The organism is Marinomonas vulgaris (assembly GCF_018145875.1).
In the GTDB taxonomy this organism is placed as follows: domain Bacteria; phylum Pseudomonadota; class Gammaproteobacteria; order Pseudomonadales; family Marinomonadaceae; genus Marinomonas; species Marinomonas vulgaris.
Map to the genome: position 1 here is coordinate 1 of NZ_JAGSSV010000012.1, position 16,473 is coordinate 16,473.

Annotated in this window: 24 protein-coding genes; 1 reads left to right on the plus strand and 23 read right to left on the minus strand. The window is 45.1% G+C overall.

The genetic code is table 11. The features are described 5' to 3' along the window. Positions 1 to 1,052 precede the first annotated feature (1,052 nt). Both ssb and J9B83_RS10310 read right to left on the minus strand, forming a co-directional pair. Positions 1,053 to 1,754 (minus strand): single-stranded DNA-binding protein, encoded by a 702-nt coding sequence (gene ssb, locus J9B83_RS10305; RefSeq protein ID WP_211536678.1) that lies wholly within the window; start codon positions 1,752 to 1,754, stop codon positions 1,053 to 1,055. Between the two features lie 38 nt (positions 1,755 to 1,792). Next, entirely contained in the window at positions 1,793 to 3,154 is a 1,362-nt protein-coding gene (locus J9B83_RS10310) for an MFS transporter (protein WP_211536679.1), read from the minus strand. A 156-nt stretch (positions 3,155 to 3,310) separates the two neighbouring features. On the opposite strand from J9B83_RS10310, the gene uvrA reads away from it, so the two are divergent. Further along, positions 3,311 to 6,133: an excinuclease ABC subunit UvrA gene (gene uvrA, locus J9B83_RS10315; protein ID WP_211536680.1), complete on the plus strand. Its 2,823-nt coding sequence runs from the start codon at positions 3,311 to 3,313 to the stop codon at positions 6,131 to 6,133. A gap of 71 nt (positions 6,134 to 6,204) precedes the next feature. Here uvrA and rplQ read toward each other — a convergent pair whose 3' ends face one another. From rplQ to rpsC, 21 genes are all read right to left on the minus strand, one after another. After that, a complete protein-coding gene (gene rplQ / locus J9B83_RS10320) occupies positions 6,205 to 6,582 on the minus strand; it encodes a 50S ribosomal protein L17 (RefSeq protein WP_168826668.1) in 378 nt (125 codons plus the stop codon). Positions 6,583 to 6,624: 42 nt separating this feature from the next. Further along, on the minus strand, positions 6,625 to 7,629 hold the full coding sequence (locus J9B83_RS10325) for a DNA-directed RNA polymerase subunit alpha (RefSeq protein WP_114412694.1): 1,005 nt from the start codon (positions 7,627 to 7,629) through the stop codon (positions 6,625 to 6,627). Between the two features lie 33 nt (positions 7,630 to 7,662). Beyond that, positions 7,663 to 8,283, minus strand: a complete 621-nt coding sequence (gene rpsD / locus J9B83_RS10330) for a 30S ribosomal protein S4 (protein ID WP_211536681.1) — start codon at positions 8,281 to 8,283, stop codon at positions 7,663 to 7,665. A 16-nt stretch (positions 8,284 to 8,299) separates the two neighbouring features. After that, on the minus strand, positions 8,300 to 8,692 hold the full coding sequence (rpsK, locus tag J9B83_RS10335) for a 30S ribosomal protein S11 (RefSeq protein ID WP_148834676.1): 393 nt from the start codon (positions 8,690 to 8,692) through the stop codon (positions 8,300 to 8,302). A gap of 65 nt (positions 8,693 to 8,757) precedes the next feature. Then, positions 8,758 to 9,114: a 30S ribosomal protein S13 gene (gene rpsM / locus J9B83_RS10340; protein ID WP_148834679.1), complete on the minus strand. Its 357-nt coding sequence runs from the start codon at positions 9,112 to 9,114 to the stop codon at positions 8,758 to 8,760. Positions 9,115 to 9,242: 128 nt separating this feature from the next. Then, a complete protein-coding gene (gene rpmJ, locus J9B83_RS10345; protein WP_012071915.1) occupies positions 9,243 to 9,356 on the minus strand; it encodes a 50S ribosomal protein L36 in 114 nt (37 codons plus the stop codon). A 27-nt stretch (positions 9,357 to 9,383) separates the two neighbouring features. Continuing rightward, positions 9,384 to 10,715, minus strand: a complete 1,332-nt coding sequence (gene secY, locus J9B83_RS10350; RefSeq protein ID WP_211536682.1) for a preprotein translocase subunit SecY — start codon at positions 10,713 to 10,715, stop codon at positions 9,384 to 9,386. Beyond that, the gene (gene rplO, locus J9B83_RS10355; RefSeq protein WP_100637475.1) at positions 10,716 to 11,150 is read right to left on the minus strand and encodes a 50S ribosomal protein L15; all 435 of its coding nucleotides are present in this window, start codon (positions 11,148 to 11,150) and stop codon (positions 10,716 to 10,718) included. It lies immediately after the preceding gene. A 1-nt stretch (position 11,151) separates the two neighbouring features. Further along, positions 11,152 to 11,337, minus strand: a complete 186-nt coding sequence (rpmD, locus tag J9B83_RS10360; protein WP_110577378.1) for a 50S ribosomal protein L30 — start codon at positions 11,335 to 11,337, stop codon at positions 11,152 to 11,154. Positions 11,338 to 11,343: 6 nt separating this feature from the next. Next, the gene (rpsE, locus tag J9B83_RS10365; RefSeq protein ID WP_110577377.1) at positions 11,344 to 11,844 is read right to left on the minus strand and encodes a 30S ribosomal protein S5; all 501 of its coding nucleotides are present in this window, start codon (positions 11,842 to 11,844) and stop codon (positions 11,344 to 11,346) included. Between the two features lie 10 nt (positions 11,845 to 11,854). Continuing rightward, the gene (gene rplR / locus J9B83_RS10370; RefSeq protein WP_211536683.1) at positions 11,855 to 12,205 is read right to left on the minus strand and encodes a 50S ribosomal protein L18; all 351 of its coding nucleotides are present in this window, start codon (positions 12,203 to 12,205) and stop codon (positions 11,855 to 11,857) included. A 10-nt stretch (positions 12,206 to 12,215) separates the two neighbouring features. Next, a complete protein-coding gene (gene rplF / locus J9B83_RS10375; protein ID WP_211536684.1) occupies positions 12,216 to 12,749 on the minus strand; it encodes a 50S ribosomal protein L6 in 534 nt (177 codons plus the stop codon). Positions 12,750 to 12,757: 8 nt separating this feature from the next. Continuing rightward, positions 12,758 to 13,150, minus strand: coding sequence for a 30S ribosomal protein S8 (gene rpsH, locus J9B83_RS10380; RefSeq protein ID WP_211536685.1), 393 nt, complete (start codon positions 13,148 to 13,150; stop codon positions 12,758 to 12,760). Positions 13,151 to 13,279: 129 nt separating this feature from the next. After that, positions 13,280 to 13,585 carry a 30S ribosomal protein S14 gene (gene rpsN / locus J9B83_RS10385; protein ID WP_110577373.1) on the minus strand — a complete coding sequence of 102 codons (306 nt, stop codon included), beginning with the start codon at positions 13,583 to 13,585 and terminating at the stop codon, positions 13,280 to 13,282. A 12-nt stretch (positions 13,586 to 13,597) separates the two neighbouring features. After that, complete coding sequence (gene rplE, locus J9B83_RS10390) at positions 13,598 to 14,137, minus strand: 50S ribosomal protein L5 (RefSeq protein ID WP_211536686.1); 540 nt, start codon at positions 14,135 to 14,137, stop codon at positions 13,598 to 13,600. Positions 14,138 to 14,154: 17 nt separating this feature from the next. Continuing rightward, positions 14,155 to 14,472, minus strand: a complete 318-nt coding sequence (gene rplX, locus J9B83_RS10395; protein ID WP_211536687.1) for a 50S ribosomal protein L24 — start codon at positions 14,470 to 14,472, stop codon at positions 14,155 to 14,157. 17 nt (positions 14,473 to 14,489) lie between these two features. Continuing rightward, positions 14,490 to 14,858, minus strand: coding sequence for a 50S ribosomal protein L14 (gene rplN / locus J9B83_RS10400; protein ID WP_067020125.1), 369 nt, complete (start codon positions 14,856 to 14,858; stop codon positions 14,490 to 14,492). A gap of 51 nt (positions 14,859 to 14,909) precedes the next feature. Beyond that, a complete protein-coding gene (rpsQ, locus tag J9B83_RS10405) occupies positions 14,910 to 15,170 on the minus strand; it encodes a 30S ribosomal protein S17 (RefSeq protein WP_013797833.1) in 261 nt (86 codons plus the stop codon). A 1-nt stretch (position 15,171) separates the two neighbouring features. After that, positions 15,172 to 15,363 (minus strand): 50S ribosomal protein L29, encoded by a 192-nt coding sequence (gene rpmC / locus J9B83_RS10410; protein WP_110577370.1) that lies wholly within the window; start codon positions 15,361 to 15,363, stop codon positions 15,172 to 15,174. Further along, positions 15,364 to 15,777 carry a 50S ribosomal protein L16 gene (rplP, locus tag J9B83_RS10415; RefSeq protein WP_110577369.1) on the minus strand — a complete coding sequence of 138 codons (414 nt, stop codon included), beginning with the start codon at positions 15,775 to 15,777 and terminating at the stop codon, positions 15,364 to 15,366. It abuts the gene before it with no gap. 10 nt (positions 15,778 to 15,787) lie between these two features. Then, the gene (rpsC, locus tag J9B83_RS10420) at positions 15,788 to 16,468 is read right to left on the minus strand and encodes a 30S ribosomal protein S3 (protein ID WP_211536688.1); all 681 of its coding nucleotides are present in this window, start codon (positions 16,466 to 16,468) and stop codon (positions 15,788 to 15,790) included. Between the last annotated feature and the right edge of the window lie 5 nt (positions 16,469 to 16,473).

Below are 16,473 nucleotides of genomic sequence, written 5' to 3' on the forward strand. Positions count from 1 at the left end.
AATTTAATAACGGGTTGCCACCTGCCAAAGCAGAAGAGCAACCTAATTTACTGTCCGGAATTAGTTGACCACTACAGATTTGAGCGTCCTTTTGTTTTTGCTGTCGGCTCACGTTTTCGTGGATCATGCTCATTGTCATGTCGACGCTCCACTGTCAATGTAGGCTTATCAATGTCTTGGCCTATATCACCTATCTGTAATCCAACGACTTCACCTACGCGAAAACCTGTTTCATTGAGAATTTGTACTATCAGATAATTTCGAAAGCGAACTGCTTTATTTTTAAACGGATTATATTTGGAATAAGGATCGGCTACCGATACAAAGTCTTCAAATGCGTCGTCGGGTATCGTTGAACGATCAAACTTCAACTTTCTAGCTCTAAATTTTGGTAAGCCACTCTTAAGCAACTTAGACATTTTATCCAACTGATCAAATAACATTGTGGCTGTTGGCTTATGCTTGACTCTTTCTTGCCCGATGAAATGCAGATAATCTGTAATGTGGCCAATTCTAGTAACGTACTGTACTGTCCTCTACTTATTGTGGGAAGGTCTTCAACTGTTGATGAGCTGTATTTAGACATATCAACAACTTTACTAGCCTTATCAATTTCAAGCGACGTCGACCTTAGGTAACAGTGTTCTAGGATACGTTTAATATCTTCCCGATTAGGGACTTTTCCTTCATAGATCTCTTCAAGCAAATCCCTATCATTGATCTGTTCCCATTTTTTCAAGTGCCTGATGTTCGTCAAATATCCATCTATAGTCCGAGCAGCCGAGTTTTTTCGGAGCTTCTGGGTCACGAAATGCGTCACCCAAAAGTCAGGCGTACCATCTTCTTGTAGTAGAAAAGGATACCTCTCACCGCTTTTGAACTTGACCATCTCGATACGCATAGCCTAACCTTTTTTTACATTATTTTTTGTCTATGATCTCAATGGTAGTTTGTGAATTGTTATTTGACAAATTTTTTTTAACAAAAACAAAAAAGCCCCGATATACGGGGCTTTCAAGGATATTTTTTTACATCTTAGATTTTGTCTTTGATCAGAACGGAATGTCGTCATCAAAGTCATCAAAGTTTGGCGCCGGTTGAGGCTTAGACTCTGGTGCTTGCTGCTGAGGAGCGGCTTGCTGAGGCGCTCGCTGTTGCGGTGCTGGCGCCGTCTGCTGTGGCGCATTGCCTCCCCAACTACCAAAAGATTGCGGTTGTGCAGGCGCTTGCTGAGGTGCGGCTTGCTGTGGTGCATTGCCATAACCTTGCGGCTGATTAAAACCTTGAGGTGCTTGCTGAGGAGCTTGACCGTATCCACCTTGTTGAGGCGCAGACTGCTGTGGTGCATTGCCGTAACCGCCTTGCATGGAATCGTAACCGCCCTGTTGGCCGCCACCGTTGTTATTGTCGCGACCATCAAGCAATTGCATTTCGTTGGCGATGATTTCGGTCGTATAACGCTTAATACCGTCTTTTTCCCACTCACGCGTACGCAAAGAACCTTCGATATAGACCTTCGAACCTTTTTTAATAAAATCGCCCGCAATTTGTCCTAGACGATAATTGCCGCGGTCCATAAAGGCCACTCGGTGCCATTCGGTGCGCTCTTGCATTTGACCGCTTTGCTTATCGCGCCAGCTTTCTGTTGTTGCCAAGCTTACGTTAGCAACCGCTGCACCCGATGGCATAAAACGCACTTCGGCATCGTTGCCAGCGTTACCAATTAAAATTACTTTATTTATTCCACGTGCCATGACGTTGTTCTCCAACTAAAATTCGATAATTGCGTTTTTCAAAGACGCACTTGTGGGGCTATACGCAACAAAGCGTCTTTATCTAATAATTTTTTATCTACTTTCAGATAAGCCGTTTGCTCATCTTGAAATATCTGCATACCTTCCACTCCTTGGACGTCAGCAAGTTGATCCGACAACTTGGATAATGATTCTTTGGTCATATCAGGCAGGCTAAACGCAAGACTGGTTAATTGACGTGGGGCAGGTTGCGCCGCACACACCAAAGACCAAGCCAGAAAGGCGACACCTACTACCCAGAATAAGACACCGCCGTTTGGCTCGTACTGCAATAACCAGCCACCACCAACACCGCCGATAAATGACCCCATAAATTGGTGTGTTGAGAACACCCCCATTGCCGTGCCTCGATACCCAACTGGAGCCAGTTTACTCACCAAAGATGGCAGTAAAGCTTCCAGTGAATTAAAGCCGACAAAATAAAGCCACAAAAGCACACCAAATACCCATAAATGAGGCGCCCAATGCAGCAAGATTGCGCTTACACCTAACAAGACAAGCACAATGGTTAACACGCCTTTCATCTTGCCTTTTGACTCTGCAACAATCACCAATGGTAGCATACCTACAAAGGCAAAACCCATGATGAGCAGGTACAGCCAGCTATGCTCATCCAGTGATAATCCATAGGATTGAATCAACATATTCGGTACCGTCACAAACAACGCAGTAAGACTGGCATGCAACAAAAGTACACTGATATTCAAAAACCATAAGCGGGCATTTTTTAGCACAGCCCCCAAAGCTTGCAAGCTTGGCGTGGTGTCTCGTCGAAAAGCATGTTGAACGCTGTTAGGCACGGCAAAGACCACAAGCGCAATACCGAGAAAGGCCAAAATAAACGATAAGTAAAATAGCCCAGAAAAACCAACCAAGCCGAATATCCAAGGGCCAAGTACCAAGGACAGCATAAAAGATGCCCCTATGCTCACTCCAACCATCGCCATGGCTTTACCACGATTCTGCTCACGAGTAACATCACTAAGTAGAGCCATTAAAGTGCTGGCAATCGCACCAGCGCCCTGCACTGCTCGCCCAACTATCAGCGTATTAATGTCGTCCGCATTGGCACAAATTAAGCTGCCTACGGCAAACATCAAGAGACCAATCACAATGACTCGTTTACGGCCAATTTTGTCAGACCACATGCCCATTGGAATTTGCAAAGTGGCTTGCGTCAGTCCATAAATACCAATCGCAGTACCAATCAAGGCAGCATCTGCACCAGTCAGCCCATCGGCTGCCACACTGATAACAGGCATAATAAGAAACAGGCCTAGCATCCTGAACAAGTAAACAAGCGCCAAGGCAAGCACAGAACGTCGTTCGAGTAGATCCATAAGGAAGTTACAACCACTTGACTTAAAGGATTAGGAAAAAGATAGCCATTTTACAAAAAATACCGTTGAAGCTCCATTTCAACTACTGTAAAAATAGACAGTTATTTCATTTACTAGCAGATTTCTGTCTGTTGACCGACTTCACATGGGAGACTCATGGATACCATTACCATACGCGGGGCCCGCACTCACAATTTAAAAAATGTGGACCTAGACATTCCAAGAGACAAGCTGGTCGTCATTACTGGTTTATCAGGCTCTGGGAAATCCTCTCTCGCCTTCGATACGTTATACGCTGAAGGCCAGCGTCGTTATGTAGAATCGCTTTCGACCTACGCAAGACAATTTCTTTCCATGATGGAAAAACCCGACATTGATCACATTGAGGGTTTATCACCTGCTATTTCCATAGAGCAAAAATCCACCTCGCATAACCCAAGATCTACCGTCGGAACCATCACCGAAATATACGATTATTTACGTTTACTCTTTGCCCGTGCAGGACAGCCTCGCTGCCCAGATCATGGCGAGCCGTTGGAAGCGCAAACCATATCACAGATGGTTGATAAAGTTATATCGCTGCCAGAAGAAACTAAAATGATGCTGCTCGCTCCGATCGTCAAAGACCGAAAAGGCGAACAGCTACACGTTATCAGCGACTTGCTTTCAAAAGGCTTTATTCGCGCCAGAATAGATGGCATTGTCGTCGATCTGGACGATGCACCAGCACTTGAGAAAAACAAAAAACATACCATCGAAGTGGTAATCGACCGTTTTAAAGTACGCTCAGATTTGCAACTTAGATTAGCGGAATCCTTCGAAACCTGTCTTGGTTTATCCGATGGCATCGCCAAAGTGATCAACATGGACGATGACAAAGAAGAGTATATTTTTTCTAGCAAATTCGCTTGCCCCGTCTGTGGTTACAGCCTCACAGAGTTGGAACCACGCCTTTTCTCGTTCAATAATCCGAACGGCGCTTGTCAGACATGTGATGGCCTAGGCACCCATCAAATGTTCGACCCTGAGCGTATCATTCAGGATGAGACCCTGACCCTAGCCGAAGGCGCAATACGCGGCTGGGGGCGTCGAAGTATCTTCTACTTTCAGCAACTCAATGCACTGGCCAAACATTATGACTTTGACATCGAACTGAAATACCAAGACATACCGACTCAATTTAAAAAACGAATTTTGCACGGCTCAGGAAAAGACGACATAGATTTCGTGTATATCAACGAACGTGGCGACAAAATGACCCGCTCTCATCCTTTTGAGGGCGTTATTCCGAATTTACAAAGACGCTACCACGAGACGGAATCCGACAGCGTACGTGATGACTTATCTCAATACATCAGCGTGCAACCTTGTCCCGACTGTCATGGCTCACGTCTAAACCGATCTGCCCGTAATGTCTTTATTAACGAACAAACCTTACCAGAGGTCGTCACCTACCCTATTGCTGAATGTCTGCGCTATTTTGAAGCCTTAGATTTGCCCGGCGCTCGCGGTGAGATTGCATCAAAAATACTCAAAGAAATCCGCGATCGTCTCACTTTTTTGGTGAACGTAGGATTAGATTACTTAACTCTAGACCGAAAAGCCGATTCTCTTTCTGGTGGCGAAGCTCAACGTATACGCTTAGCAAGTCAAATTGGTGCCGGCTTGGTGGGTGTCATGTACATTCTTGATGAGCCCTCAATCGGGCTTCATCAGAGAGACAACGAGCGCCTGATCGCGACATTGACACGACTTCGCGACCTTGGAAACACAGTTATTGTCGTGGAACATGATGAAGATGCCATTCGTGTAGCTGACTTTGTCGTCGACATCGGCCCAGGAGCCGGTATTCATGGGGGTAAAGTAATCGCTAGCGGCACGCCTGAAGACATTATGAATTGCGCAGAGTCAGTCACCGGTCAGTATTTAACAGGCAAACGTAAAATAGAAGTTCCGAGTATTCGACATCCCGCAAAAGATCAGCAATTCTTGCGTTTAATCGGCGCAACAGGCAACAACTTAAATACGGTCAACTTGAACATACCGGTCGGCGTAATGACCTGTATAACAGGCGTGTCTGGCTCGGGTAAATCCACATTGATCAACGGGACACTCTACCCACTAGCGGCGACGGCGCTAAACGGTGCAACCACACTCAAAGCGGCACCCCATGAAAAAATTGAAGGTTTAGATTTATTCGATAAATGCGTCGACATAGATCAAAGCCCAATCGGAAGAACGCCGCGTTCAAACCCTGCAACCTACACAGGAATTTTCACACCGATGCGTGAACTGTTTGCCGCCACACAAGAGTCTCGTTCTCGTGGTTACAAACCAGGTCGATTCAGTTTTAACGTAAAAGGTGGACGCTGTGAAGCTTGCCAAGGTGATGGTGTAATCAAAGTGGAAATGCACTTTTTACCAGATGTCTATGTGCCGTGCGATACCTGTAAGGGCAAACGATATAACCGCGAAACCCTAGAAATTTCATACAAGGGTAAAAACATCCATGAATGTTTAGAAATGACCATTGAAGATGCCAGAGAATTTTTTGACGCTGTGCCATCTGTCGCTAGAAAACTTCAGACACTGATAGATGTTGGCCTTGGGTATATCCGTCTAGGGCAAGCGGCGACCACCTTGTCTGGTGGAGAAGCGCAACGTGTGAAATTAGCCAAAGAGTTGTCTAAACGTGACACAGGAACAACACTCTATATTCTAGATGAACCAACAACAGGATTGCATTTTGCCGACATTGAACAGCTTTTAAAGGTTCTACATAGGTTAAGAGACCACGGTAATACCGTAGTGGTGATTGAACACAACCTAGATGTCATCAAGACCGCTGATTGGATTATTGATCTAGGACCAGAAGGCGGCAGTGGTGGTGGCTATATTATCGCGGAAGGCACGCCAGAGGCGGTAAGTGAGGTAGCAACATCTCATACAGCACGCTTCTTGAAACCTATGTTGAGCTAAGATGTAGATTACTTTTCTAAAGCACAAAAAAAGCCGAGCTAATAGCTCGGCTTTTTTATTACAAACTGATATTACTCAGCGGCTTCTGTAACTGGACGATCGACCAATTCAACATAAGCCATAGGCGCATTGTCACCAGAACGGAAGCCACATTTAAGAATGCGAACATAACCGCCAGGACGAGCTTGGTAACGAGGACCAAGTTCAGAGAACAATTTACCTACTGCATCTTTGCTACGAGTACGAGCAAAGGCTAGACGACGATTCGCAACGGAATCAACTTTCGCCAATGTGATCAAAGGCTCAGCAACACGACGCAATTCTTTTGCTTTAGGCAATGTAGTCTTAATGACTTCATGCTCAAACAAAGAAGCTGCCATGTTTTTAAACATAGCTTTACGGTGTGAGCTAGTACGGTTTAAGTGACGTCCACTCTTACGATGACGCATTTTACATTCCTTACCAAACTACGGTGGTCAGGGAACAATGACCTAGCGAGCTAGAACTTTGCTATCGTCTTTCAAACTAGCCGGTGGCCAATTTTCTAAACGCATTCCCAAAGACAAACCACGCTGTGCTAAAACATCTTTGATTTCAGTTAACGACTTCTTACCTAGGTTAGGCGTCTTTAGAAGCTCAACCTCAGTGCGTTGAATCAAATCACCGATGTAATAAATGTTCTCTGCTTTTAAACAGTTAGCACTGCGAACGGTCAATTCAAGATCATCAACCGGGCGTAGCAAAATTGGATCAATCTCATCCTCTTCTTCTACAACAGGTGCTTCGCTTTCGCTTTCAAGGGCGACGAACACAGCAATTTGTTGTTGTAGAATAGTCGCTGCACGACGAATTGCTTCTTCAGGGTCGATTGTACCGTTAGATTCGATGTCTAAGACTAACTTATCTAGATCAGTACGTTGCTCTACACGAGCATTATCGACACTGTAAGCAACACGGCGAACAGGGCTGAATGAGGCATCCAGTTGCAAGCGACCGATTGGACGAGTCTCATCGTCGCCAGCAACACGAGCATCAGCAGGCTCATAACCACGACCACGAGCGACTTTGATCTGCATAGTTAACTCTGCAGTATCATCCAAGTGCGCAATTACATGATCAGGGTTAGCGATCTCTGCATCAGCAACCAACTGAATATCACCAGCCGTTACGATACCAGGACCTTTTTTACTTAAAGTAAGAGTTGCTTCATCTTGCCCGTGTAGAGCGATCGCAACTCCTTTCAGGTTAAGAAGAATTTCAATTACATCTTCCTTAACCCCTTCGATTGCGCTGTATTCGTGTAATACACCGTCGATTTCAACTTCAACAATCGCACAACCTGGCATTGAAGAGAGAAGAATACGACGCAATGCGTTGCCTAAAGTATGACCAAAACCACGTTCAAGCGGTTGCAGTGTAACTTTAGCGCGAGTATTGCCCAATTCCTGCACTTCAATGTTGCGTGGGGTTAACAATTCGCTCACTGAACGCTGCATAGATCCACCTATTTCTTAATCCTAATTACCGACTTACTTAGAGTAAAGTTCGACAATTAGGTTCTCATTAATTTCAGCTGATAAATCGGCACGTTCTGGAACAGCTTTGTAAGTTGCTTCCAGTTTAGTTGCATCAACTTCGATCCAATGGATCGGTGCACGACCTTTAGATAGCTCTAGTGCGCTTTGTACACGCAATTGCTTCTTAGCTTTTTCACGAATTGACACAACGTCACCAGCTTTCACTTGGTAAGACGGGATGTTAACCGTAGCGCCATTTACTAGAATGCCTTTATGGCCTACTAGCTGACGAGCTTCCGCACGAGTAGAACCAAAACCTGCGCGATATACAACGTTGTCTAAACGTGATTCTAAAAGTTGCAGAAGGTTTTCACCAGTTGCACCTTTGATACGAGCAGCAGATTTGTAGTAATTACGGAATTGCTTTTCTAGCACACCGTACATACGACGTACTTTTTGTTTTTCACGTAACTGTAAGCCGTAATCAGAAAGACGACCGCGACGTGCGCCATGCACACCTGGTACTGTCTCTGCTTTACATTTCGACTCAAGAGCGCGTGAACCGCTCTTCAATTGCAAGTCGGTACCTTCACGACGAGACAACTTACAAGTTGGACCTATATAACGAGCCATGTATCTGTCTCCTCAATTAAACGCGACGTTTCTTAGGTGGACGGCAACCGTTGTGCGGGATTGGCGTCACATCTGTGATGTTGTTAATACGTAAACCTAAAGAGTTCAATGCGCGAACTGCAGACTCACGACCAGGACCAGGGCCCTTAATCATTACATCAACGTTTTTAAGGCCAAATTCTTGTGCGACAGTACCGGCACGCTCCGCTGCTACCTGAGCTGCGAAAGGCGTACTTTTACGGGACCCACGAAAACCAGAACCACCGGCAGTAGCCCAAGACAATGCATTGCCTTGACGGTCAGTGATAGTCACGATCGTGTTATTAAATGAAGCATGTACATGAGCAACACCATCGACGACCGTCTTTTTGACTTTCTTCTTAGTGTTGCGCGTAGCTGGCTTAGCCATATTGCACTTTCCTATTTAATGCTCAGCTCTAGCGAACTTAGTGGCTAGAGCGAAACGCGTTCAAATTACTTACGAATAGGCTTACGAGGACCTTTTCGTGTACGGGCGTTCGTTTTGGTACGTTGACCACGAACTGGTAGGCTGCGGCGATGACGAATCCCGCGGTTGCAACCCAAGTCCATCAAACGTTTGATAGACATACTGACTTCACGACGTAAGTCACCCTCTACAGTATACTTAGCAACTTCGCCACGAAGTTCATCAAGGATAACATCACTTAATGAACCGATTTTCGCGGTTTCTGCAACACCTGTAGCAGCGCAAATAGCGCGTGAACGAGTGCGACCGATTCCGAAGATGTAAGTCAGAGAAATGACCGCATGTTTATTGTCAGGAATATTGACACCGGCTATACGAGCCATTCACTTTACTCCGTTGTTATTGATGATTAAATGTTAATTCATCATTTTACTTTCATGAGGGCGGCTGATTATGCCTATCTTTAGGCCATAAATCAACCACCCTTTCCTATCGTCGAGCTAACTCGCTATTAACCTTGACGCTGTTTGTGACGAGGCTCAACGCAAATCACTCGAACTGAACCGTTACGACGAACGATTTTGCAGTTACGACAGATTTTCTTTACAGATGCACGTACTTTCATGTTCAACTCCAACCTATGCATAGCGCTTTAGCGCATTAGGCCATTTGGACCATAACCAGTCAGATTTGACTTCTTCATTAATGACTCGTATTGCTGACTCATCAGATGACTTTGAACCTGCGACATAAAGTCCATGACAACTACCACTACGATTAACATAGAAGTACCGCCAAAGTAGAATGGAACATTCCACGCAACAACAAAGAATTGAGGCATCAGTGACACAAGCGTGATGTATAAAGCACCAAACAAGGTCAAACGCGTCATTACACCATCAATATACCGAGCTGTATGATCGCCTGGACGAATACCCGGCAAGAAAGCACCGGATTTTTTCAGATTATCTGCCACATCTTTAGGGTTGAACACTAGCGCTGTATAGAAGAAGCAAAAGAATACAATTGCTATCGCAAACAACAGCACATAGAGCGGTTGCCCCGGAGCTAGAGCCAAAGAGATATTTTGCAGCCATTCCATTCCTTCTCCTTGACCAAACCATTGGCCGATAGAAGCGGGGAACAAAAGGATACTTGAAGCAAAAATGGGCGGAATAACACCCGCCATGTTCACTTTAAGAGGCAAATGACTCTTTTGCGCGGCAAATACTTTTTTACCCTGCTGACGCTTAGCGTAATTAACCGTAATACGACGTTGACCACGCTCGATGAATACAACGAACGCGATAGTCGCGATGGCCAACACACCAATCAACAACAAAGCTAAAATATTGATATCACCTTGACGTGCCGATTCGAATGAACGACCTAAAGCAGAAGGAAGACCAGCAACGATACCAGCAAAGATAAGAATGGAAATACCATTACCAATACCTTTTTCAGTAACTTGCTCACCCAACCACATTAAGAAGACAGTACCAGCAACAAGAGTAACAACAGCGACAGCATAGAACTCTATACCACTACTGAACGAAATCCCTTGGCTTGCCAAGCCAACTGCCATACTGGCAGACTGAACAAGAGCAAGTAATACGGTACCGTAACGGGTGTACTGAGTAATCTTACGACGACCCGCTTCACCTTCTTTCTTAAGCTGCTCTAGCTGCGGACTCACAACGGTCAATAACTGCATAATAATAGAGGCAGAAATGTAGGGCAAAATCCCAAGCGCAAAAATACTCATGCGTTCGAGTGCGCCCCCTGAGAATACATTGAATAAACTCAGAATTGTGCCTTCATTTTGATCAAACAACGCAGACAATCTGTCTGGATTAATTCCAGGAACAGGAATATGCGCACCGATTCGGTATACAATAATTGCCAGAAACACAAAACGAATTCGAGACCAAAGCTCGCTTAATCCGTTTTGCATACCAGCGGGTAGTGAGCCACGCTTTGCCATTTATTCCTCGACTTTTCCGCCAGCTGCTTCAATAGCGGCACGAGCACCTTTAGTCACTTTAAGACCACGAACTGTGATAGCTTTGTCGATAGAACCTGACAAAATAACACGTGCTGTCTTAATTTGATGACCAAGAATGTCGGCGCTTTTAAGAGCAGCCAAATCTACAACTTCAGCATTTACAGCAGCAAGCTCGTTTAAACGAACCTCAGCAACATACTTTGCCTGACGTGAAGTAAAACCAAATTTTGGCAGACGACGCTGCAAAGGCATTTGACCACCTTCAAAACCAGGTTTCACTGAGCCACCAGAGCGAGACTTAAGACCTTTATGGCCACGTCCACCTGTTTTGCCCAAGCCGCTACCAATGCCGCGACCAACACGTTTAGGAGCATGTTTGCTACCTTCGCCAGGACGAAGTGTATTTAAGAACATGTTATTCTCCTACCACTTTAACCATGTAATAAACTTTATTAACCATACCGCGAACAGCAGGAGTATCTTCCAACTGACGAGTTTGGCCAACTTTACGTAAACCCAAGCCTTTAACAGTTTCACGGTGCTTTGGAAGACGACCGATCGGGCTGCGGGTTAGTTGAACTGTGATGGTATTATTCGCCATAACACATTACCCCAAAATTTGATCGACTGACTTACCGCGTTTAGCCGCGATTTGTTCAGGTGCTTTCATATCCTGCAAACCTTTGATCGTAGCGCGAACCACGTTTACTGGGTTTGTAGATCCGTAACATTTAGCCAAAACGTTGTGAACGCCAGCGATTTCAAGAACCGCACGCATTGCACCACCGGCAATAATACCAGTACCTTGTGACGCAGGCTGCATGTATACCTTAGACGCGCCGTGGTTTGCTTTAACAGGATACTGAAGAGTATCTCCGTCAAGTTTTACAGAAACCATGTTACGACGAGCCTGTTCCATTGCTTTTTGAATGGCTTGAGGAACTTCACGCGCTTTACCGCGACCAAAGCCAACTTTACCATTACCATCACCAACAACTGTCAAAGCGGTGAAAGAGAAGATACGACCACCCTTCACAACTTTAGCAACGCGGTTTACTTGAACTAGCTTCTCTTGGAGGTCGCTAGTTTGTTGATCATTAACTGCCATTTGCTACCCCTTAAAACTCTAGACCGGCTTCACGTGCCGCGTCAGCAAGTACTTGAACGCGACCATGATATTTGAAGCCAGAACGGTCAAAAGCGACCGAAGTGACACCTGCTTCTTTCGCGCGAGTAGCAATCAAAGTACCGACTTGTTGAGCCGCTGCTTTATTACCAGTCGCTGTAGCACGTAGAGCTTCTTCAAGAGTAGAAGCGCTTGCTAGCACTTTACTACCACAAGGAGAAATCACTTGAGCATACATATGGCGTGGTGTGCGATGTACAGTAAGACGATTCGCACCTAAGTCACGAATATGCAAACGAGCACGACGTGCACGACGAATCCGAGATTGTTTTTTAGTGTTCATGAATGCCTACCTACTTCTTCTTAGCTTCTTTACGACGAATAACTTCGTCAGAATAGCGAACACCTTTGCCTTTGTATGGCTCTGGTGGACGGAAACCGCGAACTTCTGCAGCGACCTGACCAACGGCTTGTTTACAAATGCCTCGGATCACGACTTCTGTTTGTGAAGCACATTCAGCTGTGATGCCTTCAGGAAGTTCGTAGTCAACTGGATGAGAAAAACCCAGAGACAGGTTAAGTACATTGCCTTTAAGCGCAGCACGGTAACCAACACCTTGAAGAAACAATCTTTTCTCAAAACCCTGACTAACACCAACAACCATGTTGTTAACCAAAGCACGAGTAGTACCAGCTAAGGCACGGCTTTGTTTTGCACCATCGCGCGCAGCGAAAGTGATTACATTTTCTTCTTTAGACACAACAACGCTTGTGTGAACATTAAACTCCAAAGAACCTTTGCCGCCTTTTACAACAACATTTTGGCCATTAAGAGTCAAATCTACACCACTAGGAAGCGTCACGGGACTATTAGCAACTCGAGACATACTAACTCCTAGAATACAGTGCAGATTACTTCGCCACCAATACCAGCAGCGCGAGCTGCACGGTCTGTCATCACACCTTTAGAGGTTGAGATGATTGCAACACCAAGACCGGCTTCTACTTTAGGTAGAGAGGCAGAGCCTTTGTATTGACGCAAGCTTGGGCGAGATGCGCGTTTAATTTGTTCAATAACCGGCTTACCTTCGTAATATTTTAATTCGATAGTAAGTGTAGGTTTCACTGCTTCGTCTACAGAAAAGTCACCAACGTAACCTTCTTCACGTAGAACAGCAGCAATTGATGACTTCATTTTTGATGAAGGCATGCTCACAGAAGTCTTTGCAGCCATCTGTGCATTACGAATACGTGTAAACATATCCGCAAGGGTATCTTGCATACTCATTTAAGAGCTCCTAATTTAAAAACCATTGTGCAGCAAATAGAGCTCGCGCATAGTACACAGCAGCGAGCAGAATGTCCAGTATTTAGACACCCCACTCACTGCAATGTATTATGATCGCGCTCTACTTGCTTACCAACTAGCTTTCTTCAAGCCTGGTACGTCACCACGCATCGCTGCTTCACGCAACTTGATACGAGACAGACCGAAGCGACGGTATACACCGTGCGGACGACCTGTAATTTGACAACGATTACGCTGGCGTGAAGAAGATGAATCGCGAGGAAGCGCTTGCAATTTAAGCGTCGCTTCCCACTTTTCATCGTCCGATGCATTAACGTCGCTAATGATCGCCTTTAGAGCAGCACGCTTTTCAGCGAACTTAGCTACTAATTTAGTGCGTTTTGCTTCGCGCTGAATCATTGATATTTTAGCCATGATTCCTACCTCTTATTTCTTGAAAGGGAAACTAAAGGCGGCTAGCAAAGCACGACCTTCTTCGTCGGTACGAGCAGTCGTTGTGATAGTAATATCCATACCACGTACACGATCTACTTTGTCGTAATCGATCTCAGGGAAGATGATCTGCTCTTTAACACCCATACTGTAGTTACCACGACCATCGAAAGACTTAGGGTTAAGTCCACGGAAGTCACGGATACGTGGGATAGCTACATCAACCAAACGGTCGAAGAAGTCCCACATACGCTCACCACGTAGAGTCACTTTACAACCGATCGGGTAACCGTCACGGATTTTAAAGCCTGCTACTGATTTGCGTGCCTTAGTTACTACAACTTTCTGGCCGCTAAGTGCTTGAAGATCATTAACCGCATGCTCAAGAAGTTTCTTGTCTGCGATTGCTTCACCAACACCCATATTTAGTGTGATTTTAGTGATTTTAGGCACTTCCATCACATTTTTGTAACTGAACTCTTCAGTAAGAGCCGCTACAACTTTGTCTTTATAAACTTGCTTAAGTCTCGCCATGGCTATAATTCTCGCTCTTAGGCGTCGATCGCTTCACTATTTGATTTGAAAATACGTACTTTTGTACCATCTTCATTCAATTTAAAGCCGACGCGATCCGCTTTACCCGTAGCATTGTTAAAAATGGCTACATTAGAAACCTGGATAGGTGCTTCTTGTTCAACGATACCACCAGTTGAACCCTTCATAGGGTTTGGTTTCTCGTGCTTCTTAACAGTGTTAATGCCAGAAACTAGAACTCGGTTTTCGTCTACTACCTTAACAACTTTACCGCGTTTGCCTTTGTCTTTCCCAGCAATCACGATTACTTCGTCGTCACGTTTGATTTTGCGCATAATGTCCCCTCTCTCTCTTACAGCACTTCTGGTGCAAGAGAAACAATTTTCATGAACTGCTCTGTACGCAATTCACGTGTTACAGGGCCAAAGATACGAGTACCAATAGGCTGTCCTGAAGCATTCAATAGAACCGCTGAGTTTACATCAAAACGGATAACTGAACCATCGGAACGACGAACACCTTTCTTAGTTCTAACGACAACTGCGTTAAGAACCTGCCCTTTTTTAACACGACCACGTGGGATCGCTTCTTTCACTGTGACCTTAATAATGTCACCGATAGCAGCATAACGACGATGTGAGCCACCCAGTACTTTAATACACTGAACACGCTTTGCGCCGCTGTTATCTGCAACATCAAGCATCGATTCTGTTTGAATCATTACTGCTCTCCAATCAAATTAGATAACAAGTCTCACGAAGGAAGGAGCAGCTTATACAGCTGCTGCTTTCTCAACAACTTGTACAAGATTCCAAGTCTTAGACTTAGAGTAAGGACGTGTTTCCACAACCTTAACGGTATCACCGATCTGACATTCGTTGTTTTCATCATGAGCGTGTAGTTTAGTCGAACGTCGTACGAACTTACCGTATAAAGGGTGTTTTTCTGTACGCTCAACTAGCACTGTAATGGTTTTATCCATCTTGTCGCTAACTACTTTACCAGTAGCTGTACGCGCTTTTGTTTCTGCCATCTTAGTTACCTGCCTTATCATTTAGCACGGTTTTAACACGTGCGATATTGCGGCGAACTTGCGAGAGCAAATGAGTTTGCGCTAACTGACCAGTGGCCTTCTGCATGCGCAGAGTAAATTGCTCACGTAGTAGTTCAATCAAGGTCGCTTGTAGCTCAGCTACAGACTTTTCTTGCAGTTCTTTTGCTTTCATCTACATCACCGTACGCGTTACGAAAGTTGTGGACAGAGGAAGCTTAGCAGCAGCCAACGCGAATGCTTCGCGAGCTAACTGTTCTGAAACGCCCTCAACTTCATAAAGCATTTTTCCAGGTTGAATCTGAGCAACCCAGTATTCTACGCTACCCTTACCTTTACCCTGACGCACTTCTAGAGGCTTCTGAGTAATCGGCTTATCAGGGAAAACACGAATCCAAATTTTACCACCACGTTTGATGTGACGAGTCATTGCACGACGCGCCGCTTCAATTTGACGAGCAGTAAGACGACCACGTTCTGTGGACTTCAATCCGAATTCACCAAAGCTGACTTGGTTCCCGCGAAGTGCTAGGCCGCGGTTACGGCCTTTTTGCATCTTGCGGAACTTAGTACGTTTCGGTTGTAACATGACTTACCCCCTACTTAGACTTCTTCTTTTGTGCGCCTTTATCAGCACGCACTTGTTCAATACCGCCCAAGATCTCACCTTTGAAGACCCACACTTTAACGCCAATGATGCCGTAAGTAGTAGCTGCTTCATAAGTAGAGTAGTCAATGTCAGCGCGTAGAGTGTGTAGAGGTACACGACCTTCACGGTACCACTCAGCACGTGCAATTTCAGCACCGCCCAAACGACCACTAACCTGAACCTTGATACCTTTCGCGCCTGCACGCATAGCGTTTTGTACTGCGCGCTTCATAGCACGACGGAACATAACACGACGCTCAAGTTGGCTAGCAATATTTTGCGCAACCAATTTCGCATCCATTTCAGGCTTACGAATTTCTTCGATGTTAATATGAACTGGCACGCCCATCATTTCTGATACAGCATTGCGTAGTTTCTCAACATCTTCACCTTTCTTACCAATCACAATACCTGGACGGGCTGTGTGAATTGTAATACGGGCTGTCTGAGCAGGACGCTGAATCTCGATACGAGAAACAGATGCCTGAACCAATTTTTTCTCCAAGTACTTACGAACCTGAAGATCGTTTAATAACAGCTTAGAGTAGTTTTGATTATTCGCATACCAAGTAGAAGTATGATCTTTAACTATCCCTAGGCGTATACCAGTTGGATGAACCTTCTGACCCATTGGGT